The sequence below is a fragment of the Flavobacterium sp. CSZ genome (assembly GCF_015350725.1).
Lineage (GTDB): Bacteria > Bacteroidota > Bacteroidia > Flavobacteriales > Flavobacteriaceae > Flavobacterium.
On the sequence record NZ_JADKPQ010000016.1, the window covers coordinates 1 to 21,034 of the forward strand.

Annotated in this window: 17 protein-coding genes; 14 read left to right on the forward strand and 3 right to left on the reverse strand. The window is 37.3% G+C overall.

The features are described from left to right. Window positions 1-299: 299 nt before the first annotated feature. A complete protein-coding gene (locus tag IRZ78_RS17755) occupies window positions 300-1,307 on the reverse strand; it encodes an LLM class flavin-dependent oxidoreductase (RefSeq protein WP_194617810.1) in 1,008 nt (335 codons plus the stop codon). A 276-nt stretch (window positions 1,308-1,583) separates the two neighbouring features. Here IRZ78_RS17755 and IRZ78_RS17760 point away from each other — a divergent pair, with 276 nt between their 5' ends. From IRZ78_RS17760 to IRZ78_RS17810, 11 genes are all read left to right on the forward strand, one after another. Beyond that, window positions 1,584-2,927: a sigma-54 dependent transcriptional regulator gene (locus IRZ78_RS17760; protein ID WP_194617811.1), complete on the forward strand. Its 1,344-nt coding sequence runs from the start codon at window positions 1,584-1,586 to the stop codon at window positions 2,925-2,927. A 203-nt stretch (window positions 2,928-3,130) separates the two neighbouring features. After that, window positions 3,131-3,412 (forward strand): hypothetical protein, encoded by a 282-nt coding sequence (locus IRZ78_RS17765; RefSeq protein ID WP_055094560.1) that lies wholly within the window; start codon window positions 3,131-3,133, stop codon window positions 3,410-3,412. 168 nt (window positions 3,413-3,580) lie between these two features. After that, the gene (gene kdpF, locus IRZ78_RS17770; protein ID WP_072975519.1) at window positions 3,581-3,658 is read left to right on the forward strand and encodes a K(+)-transporting ATPase subunit F; all 78 of its coding nucleotides are present in this window, start codon (window positions 3,581-3,583) and stop codon (window positions 3,656-3,658) included. 131 nt (window positions 3,659-3,789) lie between these two features. Next, the gene (gene kdpA, locus IRZ78_RS17775) at window positions 3,790-5,511 is read left to right on the forward strand and encodes a potassium-transporting ATPase subunit KdpA (RefSeq protein ID WP_194617812.1); all 1,722 of its coding nucleotides are present in this window, start codon (window positions 3,790-3,792) and stop codon (window positions 5,509-5,511) included. 12 nt (window positions 5,512-5,523) lie between these two features. Beyond that, window positions 5,524-7,557 (forward strand): potassium-transporting ATPase subunit KdpB, encoded by a 2,034-nt coding sequence (kdpB, locus tag IRZ78_RS17780; protein WP_194617813.1) that lies wholly within the window; start codon window positions 5,524-5,526, stop codon window positions 7,555-7,557. 94 nt (window positions 7,558-7,651) lie between these two features. Next, on the forward strand, window positions 7,652-8,203 hold the full coding sequence (locus IRZ78_RS17785) for a K(+)-transporting ATPase subunit C (RefSeq protein ID WP_194617814.1): 552 nt from the start codon (window positions 7,652-7,654) through the stop codon (window positions 8,201-8,203). A gap of 223 nt (window positions 8,204-8,426) precedes the next feature. Then, a complete protein-coding gene (locus IRZ78_RS17790) occupies window positions 8,427-9,503 on the forward strand; it encodes a porin (RefSeq protein ID WP_194617815.1) in 1,077 nt (358 codons plus the stop codon). Between the two features lie 124 nt (window positions 9,504-9,627). Continuing rightward, window positions 9,628-10,755, forward strand: a complete 1,128-nt coding sequence (locus IRZ78_RS17795) for a sensor protein KdpD (protein WP_194617816.1) — start codon at window positions 9,628-9,630, stop codon at window positions 10,753-10,755. 104 nt (window positions 10,756-10,859) lie between these two features. Further along, the gene (locus tag IRZ78_RS17800) at window positions 10,860-12,581 is read left to right on the forward strand and encodes an ATP-binding protein (RefSeq protein ID WP_194617817.1); all 1,722 of its coding nucleotides are present in this window, start codon (window positions 10,860-10,862) and stop codon (window positions 12,579-12,581) included. 34 nt (window positions 12,582-12,615) lie between these two features. Next, on the forward strand, window positions 12,616-12,774 hold the full coding sequence (locus IRZ78_RS17805; RefSeq protein ID WP_194617818.1) for a hypothetical protein: 159 nt from the start codon (window positions 12,616-12,618) through the stop codon (window positions 12,772-12,774). Between the two features lie 150 nt (window positions 12,775-12,924). Beyond that, complete coding sequence (locus IRZ78_RS17810; protein WP_194617819.1) at window positions 12,925-13,686, forward strand: phosphatase PAP2 family protein; 762 nt, start codon at window positions 12,925-12,927, stop codon at window positions 13,684-13,686. Between the two features lie 47 nt (window positions 13,687-13,733). Here IRZ78_RS17810 and IRZ78_RS17815 read toward each other — a convergent pair whose 3' ends face one another. Continuing rightward, window positions 13,734-14,264 (reverse strand): hypothetical protein, encoded by a 531-nt coding sequence (locus IRZ78_RS17815; RefSeq protein WP_194617820.1) that lies wholly within the window; start codon window positions 14,262-14,264, stop codon window positions 13,734-13,736. A 230-nt stretch (window positions 14,265-14,494) separates the two neighbouring features. Then, on the reverse strand, window positions 14,495-15,268 hold the full coding sequence (locus IRZ78_RS17820) for a LexA family transcriptional regulator (protein WP_194617821.1): 774 nt from the start codon (window positions 15,266-15,268) through the stop codon (window positions 14,495-14,497). Between the two features lie 85 nt (window positions 15,269-15,353). On the opposite strand from IRZ78_RS17820, the gene dinB reads away from it, so the two are divergent. The 3 genes from dinB to IRZ78_RS17835 are packed head-to-tail and all read left to right on the forward strand — an operon-like array spanning window position 15,354 to window position 21,031. Continuing rightward, the gene (gene dinB, locus IRZ78_RS17825; protein WP_194617822.1) at window positions 15,354-16,535 is read left to right on the forward strand and encodes a DNA polymerase IV; all 1,182 of its coding nucleotides are present in this window, start codon (window positions 15,354-15,356) and stop codon (window positions 16,533-16,535) included. A gap of 4 nt (window positions 16,536-16,539) precedes the next feature. Further along, window positions 16,540-19,602 (forward strand): DNA polymerase III subunit alpha, encoded by a 3,063-nt coding sequence (dnaE, locus tag IRZ78_RS17830; RefSeq protein ID WP_194617823.1) that lies wholly within the window; start codon window positions 16,540-16,542, stop codon window positions 19,600-19,602. A 49-nt stretch (window positions 19,603-19,651) separates the two neighbouring features. Further along, window positions 19,652-21,031 carry an exonuclease domain-containing protein gene (locus tag IRZ78_RS17835; RefSeq protein WP_194617824.1) on the forward strand — a complete coding sequence of 460 codons (1,380 nt, stop codon included), beginning with the start codon at window positions 19,652-19,654 and terminating at the stop codon, window positions 21,029-21,031. The last annotated feature ends 3 nt before the right edge of the window (window positions 21,032-21,034 follow it).

A 21,034-nucleotide genomic window follows, 5' to 3' on the forward strand; every position in this document is an offset into this window, starting at 1 on the left:
ATTTTTTATAAATGGCTGGTTGGGTGGTTTTTACAAGGCAAAGTTTTTTGATCCCGGCCAGCATTAGGCGACTTGGACTGTTTTTTAAGTGTTTTTACCTCCAAGACTTATGAGAATTCCAATATTGTAAATTCCCTGACCCGCTCCGGGTCTTCTGTTCAGATTCCCAAAAGCTTCACCTTTGCCAGCTGAGTAGCTCTTTTCTATATATGTATCAAAAACAAACCCGACAGGATTTAAAACTGCCGGGTTTGTTGAACTCAGATCTTACCTTATATATAAGCAATAAAGAACTATGCTTATATAGCATTTATACTATCTATTACCTCTTTTGTAATGTGGATGCTTTTAAGCTTGGCCTGATGATCGAAAATTGGACCTGTTGCCATTAGCTCATCTACGCGCGCATAGTCAATGAACTTTTTAAGATCTCTTATTAGTTGTTCTTTATCTCCTGTAAAAGTACATGCAGTCATTTGATTGACATGAAAGCGTTCTTCCTCGCTCATAATATCATCTAATGAATCTACGGGTGGCTGTAGACCTTTACGATCACCTCGAATTAAATTGAGAAACATTTGATACAAACTTGTAGATAGTCTTTCAGCTTCTTCATTGGTGTCGGCCGCAATGATATTAACACAAGCCATTGTTTTGGGTTTGTCTAAAAATTCCGAAGGCTGGAAGTTTTCGCGGTAGAACTCAAAGGCCTGTATCATTTGGCGTGGCGCAAAATGTCCGGCAAAGGCATAAGGCAATCCGTAAGCTGCGGCAAGGGCGGCGCTCTCTGTACTTGATCCCAGAATCCAGATGGGAACATTTGTTCCTTCGGCTGGAAATGCCCTTACTTTTGCTGTGGCGTTTTCAGAAGAAAAATAATCCTGAAGTTTGGTTACGTTTTGAGGAAAGCGTTGCGCCTGTTCAAAAAAGTCTTTTCGGATCGCCTCGGCAGTGGGCTGATCTGTGCCCGGCGCTCTTCCTAATCCTAAATCGATTCGGTTGGGATAAAGCGTCTCTAGTGTTCCGAATTGCTCGGCTACTACTAAAGGAGAGTGATTGGGCAGCATGATTCCCCCTGACCCTACTCGTATGTCTTTTGTCTGACCGGCAATATAGCCAATTAAGACTACTGTTGCCGAACTGGCAACGTGCGCCATATTGTGATGTTCAGCGAGCCAGAAACGCTTATAGCCTAAGTTGTCTGCTAGTTGAGCGATTTCTTTTGTTTTTTGAAATGTTTCAGAGGCGTTGCTATCTTGTGTAATGATAGCTAATTCTAATATTGAGATTGAAATTGAGTCTTTCATATATAATGTAGCTTTTATGCAAAATTACTTCATTTGATACAAAGCTTGAATTTTTTCATGTTAAGAGAATTATAAAATTTATCAGTGTTAAATGTTTTAATGCTGTTATAAGTATAATTTAAATATGGCCACCAGGTAGCTTAAAACTTAATTTTATAACTTTATGAGCTTAAAATTATTTTTTGCAAGAATTTGCCATCGATCAAAAAAGTTGAATGATTTAAAGCCTAAATTTGTATCTCAAAAATAAATTTCGATCCTAGCCTTTTTCCTCAAATGACACATAAAATTTTAATTATAGACGACGAAGAAAAACTCAGAAGTCTATTGGCACGTATTATAAAATCAGAAGGCTTTGAAGTTTTTGAGGCCAAAGATTTAAAATCAGGTTTTAAAAAACTCGAGCAAACCGATATTGATGTTGTTTTATGTGATGTAAAATTACCTGACGGAAACGGGGTTGATTTTCTGCAAAACATAAAGGGAAGTTTTCCTTTGATCGAAGTTATTCTCTTAACTGCTTTTGGAAATATCCCCGATGGTGTTCAGGCCATGAAAAATGGCGCTTTTGATTATATAGTCAAAGGTGATGATAACGACAAAATTATTCCGCTTTTGTACAAAGCTGTCGAGAAAGCGCATTTGCAGAAAAAGGTTAAACAACTCGAAAAGCGCATTGGCGATAAATATTCCTTTACTACCATTATAGGAAAATCTAAAGCAATCGAACAAGTTATTGATCTTGCCAAAAAAGTAGCCAAAACCGATTCGACTGTTTTGCTTACCGGGGAGACCGGGACAGGAAAAGAAGTTTTTGCGCAAGCAATTCATGAGAACAGCAATCGCGTCGGTAAATCGTTTGTGGCCTTAAACTGCAGTACTTTTAGCAAAGAAATTCTGGAAAGCGAACTTTTTGGTCATAAACAAGGGGCTTTTACAGGAGCTTTGAAGGATAAAAAAGGGTTTATTGAAGAGGCCAACGGCGGAACTTTATTCCTGGATGAAATTGGAGAAATGCCAATTGAACTGCAAGCCAAGTTACTGCGCGTTTTAGAAACCAGCCAGTATATCCCCATTGGTGATACAACTCCAAAAAAGTCAAATTTCAGATTAATAGCGGCAACCAACAGAGATTTAAAAACAGAAAGCGAAGAGCACCGTTTTCGTTCGGATCTGTATTTTCGTTTGAATATTTTCGAGATTACACTTCCCCCTTTACGCGAAAGAATAAAAGACATTGCTCCTATTACTCAATATTTTGTGAAGCAATTCTCTGAAAAAACAAATAAAAAGAACCTGAATGTAACAGATGATTTTCTTCAGAAACTAGAGCATTATTCCTGGCCGGGAAATATTCGTGAGCTTAAAAACGTGATCGAAAGATCTGTTATTCTAAGCAATGGAGATACCCTAACTTCCGATGTTTTACCATACGAGATGCAGCATCAGCCCGAGAAAGCAACCAAATCAATGTCAGCTTTCTCTATGCAAAGTGTTGAGAAACTCCATATCCAGAAAGTGCTGAACTATACTAAAGGCAATAAGGCTGAAACGGCGCGATTACTTGAAATTGGGATTGCTACTTTGTATCGAAAATTGGAAGAGTACAGTATACAGTAAGTAAAATTCCAAATTACAAGGCCAATACTAATTTTAATCAACACCTTATCATTTCAATAAAAGCTTATCATTTTGATAGGCTTTTTTTATGCCTGATTTTTGGCATAAAACCACAACTCCTTTACTGGCAACACCTTAGGTGATACTGCTGCTTTTCGGTCTGACTTTTGGCATAAGTGGGAAGAACATAAAAATTCATTCTCATGAAAAATCAAGTCACTTCAATCTACAAACAAGCGGAACGTTTTGCCGATATCACCAAAAAATCTATTATTTCGGGTAATATCGTTCGTGCCAAAAAATGTCTGGCACTTGCCGAGCGTCTATTTATTAATGGAAGTATCGAAACAAAAAATGCCATTTCTAATGTGTACGTTTTCTCAGTTTCTTCTTTTATGGAAGTGCGTCACTGCAACATTTCACACCTTTTTCCTCAAACGCTAAAAGCCGAATATATCAAACAGGTGAATACCTCGGGCGTATAAAGTGTAATGGGTTAACTCTTTAATTGGTTAATCTTCTGAAAAATCTAAAATCCAATAATCTAAATAATTCTAAAACCTATGTTAATCACTTTTCTTTTACTCGCATTGGCTGTTGTGCTTTTTGCCATTTGTTTTAAATCAGTTGAATTCTTTGAAAAAATCTAAATCATGACTGCACTATTTATTATTTCCATCGCTGTTTTTGGCTATTTGGTTTATGTATTAATTAAACCTGAAAAATTCTAAAAAAATGAAAAAGTCACAATCAAAAAAAACGCTGTTGGTATCTGTTTATGTGGCTTGGACATTAGCCTTTATAACACTTATTGCGTTTTTATAAAAACCCAAATTTTTATTTAATTTCTAACAAACAAAATATGAACACAGAGTTATTTGGTGTCATCAGTATCTTTATCGTTTCGATAGTTTTAGCCATTCCATTAGGAAAATATATCGCTAAAGTTTATTTGGGTGATAAAACATTCTTTGACCCGATTTTCAATCCAATTGAAAAATTTATTTTTAAAATCAGCGGTATCAATTCCACTGAAGAAATGAACTGGAAAGAGCACTTAAAAGCACTTTTAAGTATCAACATGATCTGGTTCTTTCTTTGCTTTTTTGTCTTATTGTTTCAAGGGTCATTATTTTTAAATCCTGACAATAATCCATCTATGAGCCCGGATCTGGCCTTTAACACTGCCATTTCATTTGTTGTCAATTGTAATTTACAACATTATTCAGGCGAAAGCGGAGTTTCTTACCTATCGCAAATGTTCTTGATGTTCTTGCAATTTGTTTCTGCTGGTGTGGGAATGGCCGCTGCAGCGATGATTTTCACTGCAATGAAAGAAAGAACTACAGATAAACTAGGTAATTTTTACAACTATTTCATTAAAAGCTGTACGCGTATTTTATTGCCACTTTCAGTTATTGTAGCCACTATTTTAGCCTTTAGCGGCACTCCAATGAATTTTGACAGCAAAGATTCTATCACGACTCTACAAGGGGATCACGTTGATGTTTCCCGCGGACCTGCTGCTGCATTTATAGCAATTAAACACTTAGGTACAAATGGTGGTGGATTCTTTGGAGCCAACTCAGCGCATCCCCTAGAGAACCCAACTTATCTTACCAATGCCGTTGAATTATGGTCTCAGTTAATTGTTCCCTTTGCTATGATTTTTGCTTTAGGTTTTTATCTAAAGAAAAGAAAATTATCCTACGTAATCTTCGGGGTCATGACAGTTGGATTCTTACTGCTGGTTATCCCAACAATGATATCAGAGATGAACGGAAATCCGGCTATCGAGAAAATGGGAATTGCCCAAGCAACCGGGGCTATGGAAGGAAAAGAGGTTCGGTTTGGACCTGCCGTTTCAGGATTCTGGAGCATCGCAACTACTGTAATTTCTACAGGTTCTGTAAATAGTATGCACGATAGTTCAATGCCGGTTTCCGGTGCTATGGAATTGCTTGCCATGATGGTCAATGCGTTTTACGGAGGTTGTGGAGTGGGTATTTTAAACTTTTATATTTTCATCATTCTGGCTGTATTTATCTCCGGATTAATGGTGGGTCGAACACCTGAATTTTTAGGAAAGAAAATCGAAGCGCGGGAAGTTAAAATTGCTGCTTTTATCGCCATTTTGCACCCTTTATTAATATTATCAGGTACAGCTTTGGCTTCTTATTTTGCTGCAAATGATACTGCAATGGGCTATTGGTTTAGCGGAAATGCAACAGGCTGGCTCAATAACCCGGGACATCACGGATTCTCTGAAATGTTATATGAATATACTTCGAGCGCTGCCAACAACGGATCTGGTTTTGAAGGTTTAGGAGATAACAATCCGTTTTGGAATATCACTACAGGAATTGTGCTTCTGTTAAGCCGTTTCATTCCTATCGTTGGGCCACTGGCAATCGCAGGATTACTGGCCAATAAAAAATACATTCCCGAAAGCGCCGGAACCCTAAAAACTGATACTTCAATTTTTGGTGTAATGGTTTTTGCCGTAATCGCAATTATTGCCGCTTTATCCTTCTTCCCGGCGCTAGCTTTAGGTCCATTGGCAGAATATTTTACTTTAAAATAATATAAAAGAAAAATGACAACTAATAAATCCAATTCATTGTTTGAAAGCAAACAGGTAAAAGAAGCCTTAGCGCAATCTTTTGTGAAGCTGAATCCAAAAATGATGATCAAAAATCCGGTAATGTTTACCGTAGAGATAGGAACTGCCATTATGTTTGCTGTTTGTGTTTCCATTTTAATGGGAGCAACAGATCAGGGTAGTTTCACTTATAACCTAATTGTGTTTTTAATTTTACTTGCAACGCTTTTGTTTGCCAATTTCGCTGAAGCTATTGCCGAGGCCAGAGGAAAAGCGCAAGCCGATAGTTTAAGAAAAACACGCGAAGAAACTCCTGCCAGACAAATTTTGCCTAACGGAGAAATCAAAAACATCAGTTCATCTGAATTGAAAAAAGGAGATATTTTCGTTTGTGAAGCCGGTGATTTAATTGCAACCGACGGGGAAATCATCGAAGGTTTGGCCACTATTGATGAAAGCGCCATTACAGGAGAAAGTGCTCCTGTGATTCGGGAAGCCGGTGGTGATAAATCATCAGTAACGGGAGGAACAAAAGTACTATCTGATAAAATTAAAGTAATTGTAACTTCTGAGCCTGGCGAAAGTTTCTTGGACAAAATGATTGCTCTGGTTGAAGGGGCGAGCCGCCAGAAAACACCAAACGAGATTGCCTTAACTATTTTATTAGCCGCATTTACTTTAATTTTCGTGATTGTGTGCGTTACGCTAAAACCGTTTGCCGACTATGCAAATGCACCCATCACGATTGCGGCTTTTATTGCACTATTTGTTTGTTTGATTCCAACTACAATTGGAGGTTTACTCTCTGCAATTGGTATTGCCGGTATGGACAGAGCCTTGCGAGCTAATGTAATTACAAAATCCGGAAAAGCGGTTGAAACTGCCGGAGATATCGACGTACTTCTTTTGGATAAAACCGGAACCATTACCATTGGAAACAGAAAAGCAACAAATTTCTACCCAGCAAAAGGTGTTACTCCGGAAGATTTTATAAAGTCTGCTGTACTGAGTTCACTGGCCGATGACACTCCGGAAGGGAAAAGTATCGTGGAACTGGCAGGAGCCGAAACTGCCAATAAATTATCAATTGAAGGTGCTACTTTAATCAAATTTACCGCTGAGACCAGAACTTCCGGAGTTATTTTAAAAGACGGAACCAATATTAGAAAAGGGGCTCAGGATGCTGCAAAAAACATTGCAAAACAAGCCGGGAATTCTTTTCCTGAGGATACTGCCCAAAAAGTAATTGATATCTCTACAAATGGAGGAACGCCACTAGTTGTAATTAAAAATGACCAGGTTCAAGGTGTTATCGAATTGCAGGATATCATAAAAACGGGAATGAAAGAACGTTTTGACCGCCTGAGAAAAATGGGTGTAAAAACAGTGATGGTTACCGGAGATAATCCCCTAACGGCCAAGTTTATTGCCGAGGCTGCCGGTGTTGATGATTTTATTGCCGAGGCGAAACCTGAGGATAAAATGAACTATATCAAAAACGAGCAAAACCTGGGTAAATTAGTGGCTATGATGGGCGATGGAACCAATGATGCTCCTGCCCTTGCCCAAGCCAATGTAGGTGTTGCCATGAACAGTGGAACCCAGGCTGCAAAAGAGGCCGGAAACATGGTGGATCTTGATAATGACCCAACCAAGTTAATTGAGATTATCGAAATTGGGAAACAGCTTTTAATGACCCGAGGTACTTTAACTACTTTTTCTATTGCAAATGACGTTGCGAAATATTTTGCTATTGTTCCTGCTCTTTTTATTACTGCGATTCCTGCGCTTGAAGGTCTGAACATCATGCATTTACACAGCCCTGAGAGTGCGATTTTATCAGCAGTAATTTTCAATGCCATTATCATTCCCATATTGATTCCACTGGCACTTAGAGGAGTTGATTACAAACCAATTGGTGCAAGTGCAATTCTAAAAAGGAATCTTTTGATTTATGGTCTAGGCGGACTTATAGTCCCTTTTATTGGAATTAAATTAATTGATTTGTTGGTTGCCCTATTTATGTAAATCTAAGCTTGTGAGATACTAAGTCACTAAGGTTCTAAGGTTTTTCCTTAGCATCTTAGAAACTTAGGACCTTAGAGCCTCAAAAAATAAAAAAATGAAAACAATATTTTCACTATTAAAATTGACACTGCTTACCTTAATTCTCTTTGCAGTTATTTATCCTCTTGCCATTTACGCAATTGCACAATTTGCTCCAAATCATGGAAAAGGAGAAACTATTTCGGTGAACGGAAAAGTGGTGGGATACCAAAAAATTGGTCAGAAATTCGATAAGTCGAATTATTTCTGGGGAAGACCTTCAGCTGTTGATTATAATGCTGCCGGAAGTGCAGGTAGTAATAAAGGACCAAGTAATGCTGAATATCTGGCTTTGGTTCAAAAAAGAATCGATACGTTTTTAGTTGTTCATCCTTATTTGAAAAAATCAGAAATTCCTGCCGATATGGTTACCGCTTCAGGAAGTGGACTCGATCCAAATATTTCTCCACAAGGTGCTTTAATCCAGGTCAAACGTGTTGCTAAAGAAAGAAAACTCGACGAGAATAAAGTAAAAGCTTTGGTTGAATCTAAAATTAACACAGCTGTTATGGGACCTGAAACAGTTAATGTTTTGGAATTGAATGTTGCACTTGATAGATTGAAGTAATACGTTTTTAAATAACCAAATCTTACAATAAATACCTAACAGGTTTTAAAAACCTGTTAGGATAATAAACACCCTTTTTTACCCCAAAAGACCTAGCCCCGTAGTAGTTGAAAATCTTTTTTTGTCGGGTTCGACACAAAGAATTACTTCCTCAGTTCGCTTTCGCTCGCGCGACAGAGATAGCGGGGAAAAATCTACTAATAAATAATTGAATACCAGAAAAATGAAAAAAATAATACTTACCGCTTTAATCGCTTTTGGTTTTAGCAATTTACACGCGCAAGAAGAAACAAAAAGTCCCTTTACCTTTTCGGGATATGTAGAGACTTATTATAGTTATGATTTTGCAAAACCCGATGATCATACCCGACCAAACTTTTTTTACAATTTTAATAAAAGCAATGAGGTGAACATCAATTTGGGTCTGGCTAAAGTGAATTATTCCAAAGATAATGTTCGTGGAAATTTTGCTTTAATGGCCGGAACTTACGCCGAATATAATATGGCCGCTGAACAAGGTTTATTGAAAAACATTTACGAGGCCAATGTTGGTGTAAAGATCTCGCAAAACCATAATTTATGGATTGATGCGGGCATCATGCCAGCTCATATAGGTTTTGAAAGTGCCATTGGTAAAGATTGCCAGACTCTGAGCAGAAGTATTTTGGCTGAAAACTCGCCTTATTATGAAACGGGAGTAAAAATTGGTTATACCTCTGAGTCCGGAGAATGGTATCTGGCCGGAATGTACTTAAATGGATGGCAACGCATTGAGAAAGTAAAAGGCAATCAAACGCCTGCTTTTGGAACGCAGGTTACCTATAAACCATCGCAGAGCGTAGTTTTGAACTGGAGCACCTATGTTGGAAATGAGCAAGCGGATATTGAGAAAAAATGGCGTTATTTTAATAACTTTTACGGGCAATTTAAGCTAGGCGACAAAACAAATCTTACGGCTGGTTTTGATATTGGATCGCAACAAGCGGCTAAAGACAGCAATAAATACGATACCTGGTTTTCGCCTGTTTTGATTCTGCAATACAAACCAACAGATAAAATTCAGCTTGCAGCCCGTGGCGAATATTATAGTGATGAAAAAGGAGTTATTATTTCAACAGGAACTCCAAACGGTTTTAAAACTTACGGATTTTCAGCTAACTTTGATTACTTAGTTACTGATAATGTAATGTTTAGAATCGAGGCAAGAAATCTTTCAAGTAAAGATGAAATATTTACAAAAGACAATCTCCCAACCGATACCAATACCTTTGTAACGACTTCGCTGGCGATTAGTTTTTAAACATTAAAATTTGTTTTTTTACCATTAAGATAGTAAGAAAGTTAAGCTTTGTCTTTATTGGCTTACTATCTTAATGGTTTAATTATTAAAAAAACTTTATGACTTAGCACCTTCAGTCAAAATCATGGAACAGGAAAAAGAAAATAATGCACAGCACTTTCTCGATTTAATTCAGAAATCACGAAAAGGAAAGTTTAAGGTCTATATTGGGATGAGCGCCGGTGTGGGAAAAACGTATCGGATGCTACAAGAGGCGCATTCATTACTGAAAAACGGAATCGACGTGAAAATTGGTTACATCGAAACCCATATGCGAAAGGAAACGCATGAACTTTTATCTGGTTTGCCCCTTATTCCGCGGCGAACCATTTTCTATAAAGGCAAAGAGCTCGAGGAGCTAGATGTACAGGCCATTATCAATCTGAGACCTGAAGTGGTAATTGTGGATGAATTGGCCCATACCAATGTTGAAGGAAGTAAAAACGAAAAACGCTGGCAGGATGTTCTGGAGATTCTCGAGGCGGGAATCAATGTAATCTCGGCAGTGAATATTCAGCATATTGAGAGTCTGAATGAAGATGTAAAACGCATTACAAATGTTGATGTTCAGGAACGAATTCCCGATAATGTTTTGCGGTTGGCAGATGAAGTGGTCAATATCGATTTAACGGCTGAAGATTTGATTGCGCGTTTAAAAGAAGGGAAAATTTACACACCTGATAAAATTCAGACCGCGTTGACCAACTTTTTTAAATCCGATCAGATTTTACAATTGCGTGAATTGGCCCTGAAAGAAGTAGCAAGTCAGGTGGTTCGAAAAGTGGAAAGCGAAGTGCCTCAGCTACATGCTTTAAGACACGAAAAACTTTTGGCCTGTATTAGCAGTAATGATAAAACGGCTAAAATCGTAATTAGAAAGGCAGCGCGTTTGGCGAGTTATTACAACGGGTCCTGGTATGTTTTGTATGTAGAAACGCCAAAGGAAAGCAGTACTAAAATAGCGCTGGACAAACAACGCCATTTGATTAATAATTTTAAACTGGCCGTACAATTGGGCGCGGAAGTCATTAAATTAGAAAATAAAAATATTGCCGATGCTATTTTAATGGCGGTGGAAGAAAAACACATCACAACTGTTTGCATCGGAAAACCGCATTTGAATTTATTTAAAGTAATTTTGTCTACAACGATTTTCAGACGTTTACTAAACAGTCTGTCTTTATCGAATGTAGACCTTGTTATTTTATCGTAATTTTTTTTACCATTAAGAAATTAAGAAAACTTAAAGCTTTGAACTTACAAAACTTAATAACTTAACGGTTCCTATATAGAAAAACTTGTTTTTAAATAAACGTCATGAGAATTAAAACTAAATTGAATCTGGGAGTTGGATTGTTATTTTTAATGATTATTATACTCTCGCTAGTGAGTGGGTATTCTGTTTTTTTGATAAAAGCAGACACTGAGAATATTCTCAAAGCCAATTATAATACCCTGGAATATTCCAGAAATATGATTTTGTCTTTGGATGGAACTACAATCAGTACCGATAACAAGCTTCATACTTTTAAAGAATATTTGCAAAAACAAATACAAAATGTTACTGAGCCCGGTGAAAAAGAAGCAACAGCAAGTCTGGAGAAAAGCTTTTCTCTTTTAGAAAAAAACAGTTCAAATGAAGCGGTAAAAACACAAATCAGACAGGATATTTTTGCCATTATGAAACTCAATCTCGATGCCATAAAGCAGAAAAGCGATATTGCCAAACATACCGCCGAGACGGCCAATTTATGGATTGCCATTGTGGGAACTTTATGTTTTTTAATTGCCTTTAATTTACTGGTGAATCTGCCCAATAATATTGCCAACCCTATTAAAGAACTCACCCAGAGTATTAAAGAGATTGCCAATAAAAATTATTCGGAACGTGTGCATTTTACCAATCATAACGAATATGGAGATCTGGCCAAATCCTTTAATACCATGGCGCAAAAACTTCAGGAATACAACAATAGTAATTTGTACAAATTATTCTTCGAGAAAAAACGACTTGAAACCCTTATCAACAATATGCACGATCCTATTATTGGGTTGGATAATGAAGGTCTGGTGTTGTTTGCAAATGATGAAGCCTTGAAAATTATCGGAATGAAATCTGAAGATCTTATTGGTCAATCGGCTTCGACTTTGGCTTTATCCAATGACCTAATTCGTTCTTTGATCTTGAAAGAATTAGCCTCTGATTCTCAGAAAAAACAGCCTTTGAAGATTTTTGCTAACGCAAAAGAAAGTTATTTTGATAAGGAAACCATCAATATTACCATAACACCAACGGGAGAAGAAAAACAAATCAATATTGGCGATGTGATTATCCTTCGAAATATTACCTTATTTAAAGAACTTGATTTTGCCAAAACCAATTTTATAGCGACGGTTTCCCATGAATTAAAAACACCAATTGCTTCTATAAAACTAAGTCTTCAATTGCTTGAAAATACCAAAACTGGCCAGATGAATGATGACCAGAAACAATTGGTGGAAAGTATTAAAGATGACAGTCAGCGTTTATTGAAAATAACAGGTGAATTGCTGAATTTATCACAACTGGAAACCGGAAACATTCAGTTGAATATCGAGAAAAGTAATCCCTATGCTATTGTACATTATGCTACCGAAGCGGTAAAGATTCAGGCCGATCAAAAACAAATCAAACTCCTAATTGATGCCGATGAAAATCTACAGGATGTAAGAGCCGACAGCGAGAAAACAGGCTGGGTTTTAATTAATTATCTCTCCAATGCCATTACCTATTCATCTGAAAAAAGTACGATTGTCATTAAATTAAAACAGGAAAATGATCAGATCATATTTCAGGTGATCGATACCGGAAAAGGAATTGATGCCAGATATAAAGACAAGGTTTTCGATAAATATTTTCAGATTCCCGGAAGTCAAAAATCAGGAACAGGACTTGGTCTGGCCATCAGTAAAGAATTTATTGAAGCCCAGAATGGTAGCATTGGCGTTGAAAGCAATTTAGGTTTGGGAAGTACTTTTTGGTTTTCGCTCAAAGTTTAATTATTATTTATTTTTATTAAAATTATTTTAGATTATGAATAAAGAAGAAACATCTGAAAAGCATTTATATGAATTAACTACTAAAGAGGAGTCTTCTATTGAAATAAGTCGAGCTCAAATCAAAAACGGTAAATTTCACAAAAATGAAGATGTAATTTCAGAAATGAAAAAATGGTTAAAAACAATAGCTTGATCGATCTTTAAAAAATACAATATTTTAGTCAATCTTAATTAAACTATCTGTTTTAAAACCAACAGATTAATATTAACTTAAGGTTCAATTAAGCTCCAAATAATTGCATCAGGCATTCGTTATTATTGCAACTTATAACAATAACGACAGATGTTTTACAAAGCGGTTTCTCTGGTATTTTTATTCGTTTTTTTAAGTGCAAATGCACAACAAAACGATTCTATAACAAAACTTGACAGTACTTCAAATCATTTAAAATTCAATTACAAGCAATTGATCATTCCAGGAGTATTAATTGGATATGGCGTAATTGGAATTGGAAATGATCAGCTCTTAAGCTTCAATCACCAAATCAAGGCTGAAGTTACCGAAGATATTGATGAGAAAATCACCATTGATGACTTCTCGCAATATGCCCCTGCGGCATCTGTGTATGCTTTGAATGCTTTTGGAGTAAAGGGCAAGAACAATATGCGCGATCGCTCGGTGATTTTTGTAACGTCTTATGTTATAATGGCTTCAACGGTTTTGGGTTTAAAGTCAATTGTAAAAGAAGAACGACCAGATGCAAGTTCGAAGAACTCTTTCCCCTCCGGACATACAGCAACTGCTTTTGCAGGAGCCGAGTTTTTATGGCAGGAATACAAAGACAAATCGATCTGGTATGGAATTGCAGGTTATGCCGTCGCAACGGGAACGGGATTATTTAGAATTTACAACAACCGCCATTGGCTCACTGATGTTGCCGCGGGAGCAGGAATTGGGATTTTGAGTACTAAATTGGCCTATTGGATCAATCCGTATATTACCAGAAAATTATTCAAATCATCTTCTGAAAGTAATTCAGCTTCTATGATAATGCCTTTTTATAATGGGCAACAATATGGGCTTGGTTTTGTGAAGGTCTTTTAGAAATTCATTGTCTTAATGGTCTTTTTAAAGGAAGTTTTAATCTGCATTTAGAGTAATTTTCTATCCTGTAAAATTGCTGTTTCATACTCAATTGAATTGTTCAGTCTTTTTAAATCATCAATTAAATAGTCTATTTGTGCCAATCCAATCTCTTTATACCTTTCGATATGCTCTTCACTCAATTTAATTTCTCTTTGAATATCTGCTATTCCCCCTAAAAAGCACCAAAGAAAATATTCTTCATTAAATCTTCGAAATATGAAATCCCAATCTTCAAAATATAAAATCTGCCCTTTTACATTAGTAAAATCAAAATAGTTCTCAGCATATCTAAATCCTTCAAAAGCTTTATTTTGAAATCTAATATTTTTGAAGTTATCTTTAACAATGATGCTATTAATACATTCAATATCCTTATGATCCAGATGATATACAAATTTCAATTCTTCCAGTAATTCTTTATCATCAATAAAGCCTACCAACTTTTGAAATCTATACAATTTTTCATTCCATTGTGTAACTGTAAAATTTGTTCTGGTTATAAAACTTCCAATTCCTGTGTAAAGAATAAATATCATTTAGCTTTTATTTTTTCCCTTAAAATTATTCAGACCGACTTCATGTATCCTATAAGGCCACATTTCAGTTCCTTTTGCCCCTTTGAATGTCCCCTATTTGATGTTTTTTATATCCTGCATCTTCTTTGCTTTGACTATCAGAATCATAACTCATAGCATATTGAGAAATGCAAATAGAAGAGGTAAATCATATTTGATGAAATTTTGTTTATCTCACCCAGTATAAACTCTTACGTATTTGACGTATTATTTTTAATTTCCATTACTTCTCTTTTCACTTCCAAAAGCAAATCCTTCATACTTTGAGATTCTGTTTGTTCATGGCGTTTATCACTTCGCCCGATGCTGCATTCATACTCCCAGATTTCTAAAATATCTGAAGCCTTCACTTCATAATTGGGATAAAAACGATTGTCGGATTCCAAAACCAAAGCATTCTTTTTATTCTTGTTCAGACGTTTGTAGACCATCCCTTCATTTTTGGTAATCAAGATATAGGTTCTGCCATCCATGACCTCTCCTAGCCTCTCTACATAGCGACCAATGATAATAGATCCGTCCTCATGTGGGGGCATTGAATCGCCTTCTACGGGAAATCCGCGGTGTTTTCCCGGTCCTAAAAACGGAAGAGAAACCTGTTGCAGACTCTCGATATATTCCGGATCGGCATATCCGTTTAGGTAACCTGCTTTGGCCTTTTGAGATACAATCTCGATATAATTCTCCCCAAAACTATCTACTTGTATGGGTAAAATAAGTCGGTTGCCTTCTAATTTTATCAAGTTTTCTATATTGATTTTACGTATGTCCACAGACAATAATAAATCAATACTCATATGAAAATATAAAGCAATCTGCTTTAAAATATCATATGGCGCCTCGGAGGTTCCATCTTCGTATTTAACGTATCTTCCTCGGGTAATTCTAAGGTTTTCAGCTAATTTCTCCTGAGATATTTTATGCTTAACCCTCAATGCTCTGATGTTATCTGAAAATAAGGACATAATTAATTTGTTATAATTTGGAACAACAAATATACAAAAAAATGTTATCATCTGTACTAATTTTGTTTCATACAAAAACAAGGAGATGACAAGGGCAATTGTACACATGGATTTGGATACTTTTTTTGTATCCTGCGAGAGGTTAACCAACTCAGCATTAAGAGGTATTCCGCTTATTATTGGCGGGGGTGATCGTGGCGTTGTAGCGTCCTGTTCCTATGAAGCCCGTCGTTTTGGAGTACGCTCAGCCATGCCTATCCATATGGCGATGAAACTTTGTCCTCAAGCCAAAATAATGAAAGGTGATATGGAATTATATTCTCAACTATCACATGATGTTACCCAGGTGATTCAGGAAAAAGCGCCGATAATGGAGAAAGCCAGCATCGATGAATTTTATCTCGATATTACCGGAATGGACAAATTTCACGGCAGTTACAAATGGACAGATGAACTGGCTCAATCGGTGATTAAAGAAACCGGATTACCCATTAGTTTTTCACTATCGGTCAATAAAACCGTTTCTAAAATTGCCACCGGCGAGGGCAAACCAAAAGGAAATTTAGAAATCCCCCAGGGAAATGTACAGGCTTTTCTCAATCCCTTATCGATTCAGAAAATACCCATGGTTGGCAGTGTGACTTTTCAGTTGTTATCGCGAATTGGCGTTCGTAAAATTCAGACTTTATCTGAAATGCCTCCCGAGGTTCTCCAGCAAATGATTGGTAAGAATGGTCTGGATATCTGGAAAAAAGCCAATGGAATTGACAACACCCCTGTAGAGCCTTACACGGAGAGAAAATCGATTTCTACCGAACATACTTTCTCTCAGGACACCATCGATATTATCATGCTAAAATCCATATTGATTGGCATGGTTGAAAAACTGGCCTTTCAATTACGCTCTGAGCAATGGCTAACTTCAACCATTACAGTTAAAATACGTTACGCCAATTTTGATACCGAAACCAAGCAATGCAAAATTGCCTATACCTCTGCAGATCACATTCTGACCAAAAATGTAATGGAGCTATTTGATAAAGTGTATCAGCGTCGTATGCGATTGCGTTTGATTGGTATTCGCTTTAGCGGACTGGTTCGGGGAACCTATCAAATTAATCTTTTTGAAGATACAGAGGAAATGCTTTCCCTTTATGCCGCGATGGATAAAATGAAAAGCCGTTATGGTTTTGATGCCGTCATGCGCTGCGCAGGGGCTTCTTTTAAACCCAATAATAAAGACGAAATTTTAAAACGCACCAAATAAAATCATGTATCTCAACTCTCATTCCTATCATTCGCTACGCTACGGCACGATTCCTCTTGATGAGCTTATCGGGCAGGCTGTCTCATGTGGTGTAAAAGCGATGGCACTTACCGATATTAATACGGTAACTGGAATTTATGATTTTATAAGAAAGTGCGATGAGAAAGGCATCAAGGCTCTTGTGGGAATGGAATTTCGCTCTGATCATCAATTCAGATATATTGGTCTGGCTAAAAATGCTCACGGACTTGGCCAAATGAATCGTTTTTTGACAGAACATAATTTTAGCGGAGAACCCTTACCATTAATTGCTCCTGAATTTGATTCGGTTTTTGTAATTTATACCTTAGAGAATGCTCCGGCAGTCTTGCGGGAGAATGAATTTATCGGAATTCGCCCCGATGAAGTTCTAAGGCTTCTTACCTCGGAACATAAAAATAAAACAGCAAAAATGCTTGTGCTTCAATCGGTGACTGTTAGCAATAAAAGAGAATTTAACCTGCATAAAATTCTACGGGCCATTGATACCAATATCATTTTATCAAAGTTAACAGAGTCTGATTATTGCAAGGCTTCGGAGAAAATGTTGCCTTTAGAAGACCTTTTACCCTATTATGAAAGTTATCCTGAAATTATAGCCAACACAAAGCAAATAATTGACTGCTGCAATTTTGAATATGATTTTAAAACGCCAAAAAACAAGAAGTTTTTTACTGAAAACCGTCAAACTGATATTGCAAAGCTAACCCAATTAGCTCAAGAAGGTTTACGATGGCGTTATGGTGAGAATAATCAGGCGGCACAAAAACGTGTCGAGAAAGAACTAAAAGTAATTGACCAATTAGAATTCAGCGGTTATTTTCTGATCACCTGGGATATTGTTCAATATAGCAACAGTCAGGGTTTTATGCATATTGGCCGGGGCAGCGGAGCCAATAGTATTATTGCCTATTGTTTGGGAATTACCGATATCTGCCCCATAGAACTGGATTTGTATTTTGAGCGTTTTTTGAATTTAAACCGAAAAAGCCCTCCGGATTTTGACATCGACTGGAGCTGGAAGGAGCGCAACACCATTTTAGAATATATCTTCGGTAAATATGGAAAGGACCATGTTGCTTTTTGCGGAACCAATGTCGAATTCAAACACCGCTCTATTTTCAGGGAAGTAGGAAAAGTGTTTGGCCTTCCAAAAGAAGAACTCGATATGCTGGCCAAAAATCCCATGGCATTACACCAAAGCAATTCTATTGTAAAACTGGTTCAGCAATATAGCCTGATGATGAATAAATATCCCAATCAGCGCAGTATGCATTCTTGCGGGATTATCATTTCTGAAGAGCCCATTACCAATTATACACCCCTGGAAATGCCTCCAAAAGGATTTCCTATTGTACTTTTTGATATGCACATTGCCGAGGAAATTGGTTTTGAAAAATTCGATATTCTAAGTCAGCGCGGTATTGGGCATATTGATGACAGCGTGAAACTCATTGAGAAAAACAGGGGCATAAAAGTCGATATTCGCAATACTTCGATCTCAAAAGATGAAGCTATGTGCAATGTTCATTTGGCACAAGGCAAAACCATTGGTTGTTTTTATATTGAAAGTCCTGCCATGCGTGGATTATTGCGCCGACTCAATTGTGATAATTATAAAATACTGGTAGCGGCATCTTCTATTATTCGTCCCGGCGTGGCACAATCGGGCATGATGAAGGAGTATATTTTTCGTCATAATAATCCCGATCAGTTTGAGTATTTTCATCAGGTGTTTAAGGAGCATCTGGGCGAGACTTACGGTATTATGGTCTATCAGGAAGATGTGATCAAAATTGCCCAGCATTATGGCGGACTCCCTGCCCCTGATGGTGATATCCTGCGCCGGGCCATGTCCGGAAAAGGGAGATCTGTCGAGGCTTTACAAAAAGTAAAAGATAATTTCTTTGCCTCTTGCGCCCAGAAAGGACATCCTGAAGGGCTTAGTCAGGAAATTTACCGCCAGATTGAATCCTTTGCCGGATTTTCATTTTGCAAAGCGCACTCGGCTTCTTATGCTGTTGAGAGTTATCAGAGTTTATATCTCAAGATCAATTATCCTGTAGAATTTATGACAGCGGTAATCAACAATCAGGGCGGATTTTACAGAACCGAGGTTTATATACACGAGGCGAGAATGTCCGGGGCAAGAATTCATAATCCGTGCGTGAATAAAAGCGAATATCAAACTACGGTTTATGGAACTGATATTTATCTGGGCTTTATGCATCTGCAAAGCCTGGAATCAAAAACGGCTCATTTGATTGAATCGGATCGGGAGAAAAACGGTGCTTTTCTTTCTTTGGAAGATTTTATCAATCGAATTCCAATTGGAATTGAAAGCATGAAAATTTTGATTTTCATAGATGCTTTTCGTTTTACAGGAAAAACCAAAAATCAGCTTTTGGTTATCGCCAGCTTGCTTTTAAACAATTTCAAACCCGAAAACAGAAGTTTGATGCTCCTGCAGGAACCCGTTAAAGAATACAAACTTCCAACACTGGAACGCTCTTTATACGAAGATGCTTTTGATGAAATTGAATTACTGAGTTTCCCTGTATCGTGCAGCGTTTTTGACCTTTTGCAAACCAAACATCGCGGCGATATTATGGCCAAGGATTTAGTGGCTCATCATAAAAAACAAGTCCGTATGCTGGCGTATCTGATCTCCAGAAAACAGGTTCCTACCAAAAAAGGCAATATGTATTTCGGGACCTGGATTGATCATGAGGGTACTTATTTTGACACGGCACATTTCCCGGATTGCCTGGCTCAACATCCTTTTAAAGGTGGCGGCTGTTATCTGCTTTTAGGAACTGTCGAGGTCGATTATCATTTCCCGACAATCACCATTACCAAAATGGCCAAAATGCCTTTTATTGCCGACCCGCGTTATATGGATGCCAAAGATCAATATAAAACCCAGCGTTTGATCAAAGAAGATGTTAGCCCTACCCATCGGGAACCTTATCCGCAAGGACATGAGATTAATTTGCCCCGACACCGAATGAAATTTCAGAACACATAATGCAAAGATTTCACAAGAATAAGAATCTGTTTTACGTTATATACATAAGATGAAAAAGCAAGAATATGCCATAGTAGATATTGAAACCACCGGTGGAAACGCCAGTGGTAGCCGCATTACAGAAATTGCCATTATCATTCATGACGGAGAAAACGTGATTGACCGATATGAAACACTTGTGAATCCGCAAAAAGAAATCCCGATTTCTATTTTTGCCCTGACAGGGATTAACAATGAAATGGTGGCTAATGCGCCGATCTTTGATGATATTTCAGATAAGGTTTTAGAAATGCTTACCGATCGTGTTTTTGTGGCCCATAATGTCAACTTTGATTATTCCTTTGTTCGCCACCAACTCGAACAGGCAGGTTTTAAATGGACAGCAAGAAAATTGTGTACTGTTCGCGCAGCCAGAAAAATCAGGCCCGGTTTGGGATCGTATAGTTTAGGGAATCTCTGCAATTCACTCGATATATCTTTAGAGAACCGACATCGCGCCGGGGGTGATGCAGATGCTACGGCTATATTATTCTCGCGATTACTTCAATGGGACAAGGAAGGTCATATTGAAAAGATGATCAAAGCCACATCACAAGATCAGCGTTTACCCCCTAATCTTCCCCCTGAAGATTTTAATAATTTGCCGGAAAAACCAGGCGTATATTATTTTTATAATGAGGTAAAAAAAGTAATCTATGTGGGTAAAGCCATTAACTTAAAAAAACGTGTAGCTTCACACTTTAGCGGTCATAAGATCAATCCCCAAAGACAACATTTCCTGCGGGATATACACTCTATTTCCTTTGAAGTCTGTGGCAATGAATTAATGGCCCTTCTGTTAGAATGTACCGAAATCAAGCACCTTTGGCCCACTTATAACAGAGCTTTAAAACGCTTTGAGCCCAAATTTGGATTGTATCAATATGAAGCGCGCAACGGATACAAATATCTGGCAATGGGAAAACTCAATAAATTTCAGTCCTGCATTGAGCATTTCAGCAGTATACACGAGGGAACGAATATATTGCGGGGTTTGGCAGAACAATTTAAAATTGATTATAGGTTTTGTAAATATTTAAGAGCTCAGGACGCAGAAATATTTAAAAATAATGACACAACAGAGCTTCCCGATGTTTCACTCCACAATGAGCAAGTTGACAATGCTATTGATTTTTTATTAAACAACAGACCCACTTTTGCCATTATAGAGAAAGGAAGAACATCACAAGAGCGAAGTTGTATCTGGATAGAAAATGGTCATTTTTATGGTATGGGATATATCCCTTTAGATGTTTCAATTACGGATCCCTTAGAGGTAAAAAATTATACTACGCCTTATAAAAGCAATCAATACATTGTGCAATTGATTTTTGCTTATGCAGAAAAAAATCCGCGTAAAGTATTCTTTAACAAAGAGTTTCTGAAATAAGAA

What these genes read in the sequence shown, in the direction of transcription:
- IRZ78_RS17755 (WP_194617810.1), bottom strand. Translation starts at nt 1,307, where the DNA reads ATGAAAGACTCAATTTCAATCTCAATATTAGAATTAGCTATCATTACA.
- IRZ78_RS17760 (WP_194617811.1), top strand. Translation starts at nt 1,584, where the DNA reads ATGACACATAAAATTTTAATTATAGACGACGAAGAAAAACTCAGAAGT.
- IRZ78_RS17765 (WP_055094560.1), top strand. Translation starts at nt 3,131, where the DNA reads ATGAAAAATCAAGTCACTTCAATCTACAAACAAGCGGAACGTTTTGCC.
- kdpF (WP_072975519.1), top strand. Translation starts at nt 3,581, where the DNA reads ATGACTGCACTATTTATTATTTCCATCGCTGTTTTTGGCTATTTGGTT.
- kdpA (WP_194617812.1), top strand. Translation starts at nt 3,790, where the DNA reads ATGAACACAGAGTTATTTGGTGTCATCAGTATCTTTATCGTTTCGATA.
- kdpB (WP_194617813.1), top strand. Translation starts at nt 5,524, where the DNA reads ATGACAACTAATAAATCCAATTCATTGTTTGAAAGCAAACAGGTAAAA.
- IRZ78_RS17785 (WP_194617814.1), top strand. Translation starts at nt 7,652, where the DNA reads ATGAAAACAATATTTTCACTATTAAAATTGACACTGCTTACCTTAATT.
- IRZ78_RS17790 (WP_194617815.1), top strand. Translation starts at nt 8,427, where the DNA reads ATGAAAAAAATAATACTTACCGCTTTAATCGCTTTTGGTTTTAGCAAT.
- IRZ78_RS17795 (WP_194617816.1), top strand. Translation starts at nt 9,628, where the DNA reads ATGGAACAGGAAAAAGAAAATAATGCACAGCACTTTCTCGATTTAATT.
- IRZ78_RS17800 (WP_194617817.1), top strand. Translation starts at nt 10,860, where the DNA reads ATGAGAATTAAAACTAAATTGAATCTGGGAGTTGGATTGTTATTTTTA.
- IRZ78_RS17805 (WP_194617818.1), top strand. Translation starts at nt 12,616, where the DNA reads ATGAATAAAGAAGAAACATCTGAAAAGCATTTATATGAATTAACTACT.
- IRZ78_RS17810 (WP_194617819.1), top strand. Translation starts at nt 12,925, where the DNA reads ATGTTTTACAAAGCGGTTTCTCTGGTATTTTTATTCGTTTTTTTAAGT.
- IRZ78_RS17815 (WP_194617820.1), bottom strand. Translation starts at nt 14,264, where the DNA reads ATGATATTTATTCTTTACACAGGAATTGGAAGTTTTATAACCAGAACA.
- IRZ78_RS17820 (WP_194617821.1), bottom strand. Translation starts at nt 15,268, where the DNA reads ATGTCCTTATTTTCAGATAACATCAGAGCATTGAGGGTTAAGCATAAA.
- dinB (WP_194617822.1), top strand. Translation starts at nt 15,354, where the DNA reads ATGACAAGGGCAATTGTACACATGGATTTGGATACTTTTTTTGTATCC.
- dnaE (WP_194617823.1), top strand. Translation starts at nt 16,540, where the DNA reads ATGTATCTCAACTCTCATTCCTATCATTCGCTACGCTACGGCACGATT.
- IRZ78_RS17835 (WP_194617824.1), top strand. Translation starts at nt 19,652, where the DNA reads ATGAAAAAGCAAGAATATGCCATAGTAGATATTGAAACCACCGGTGGA.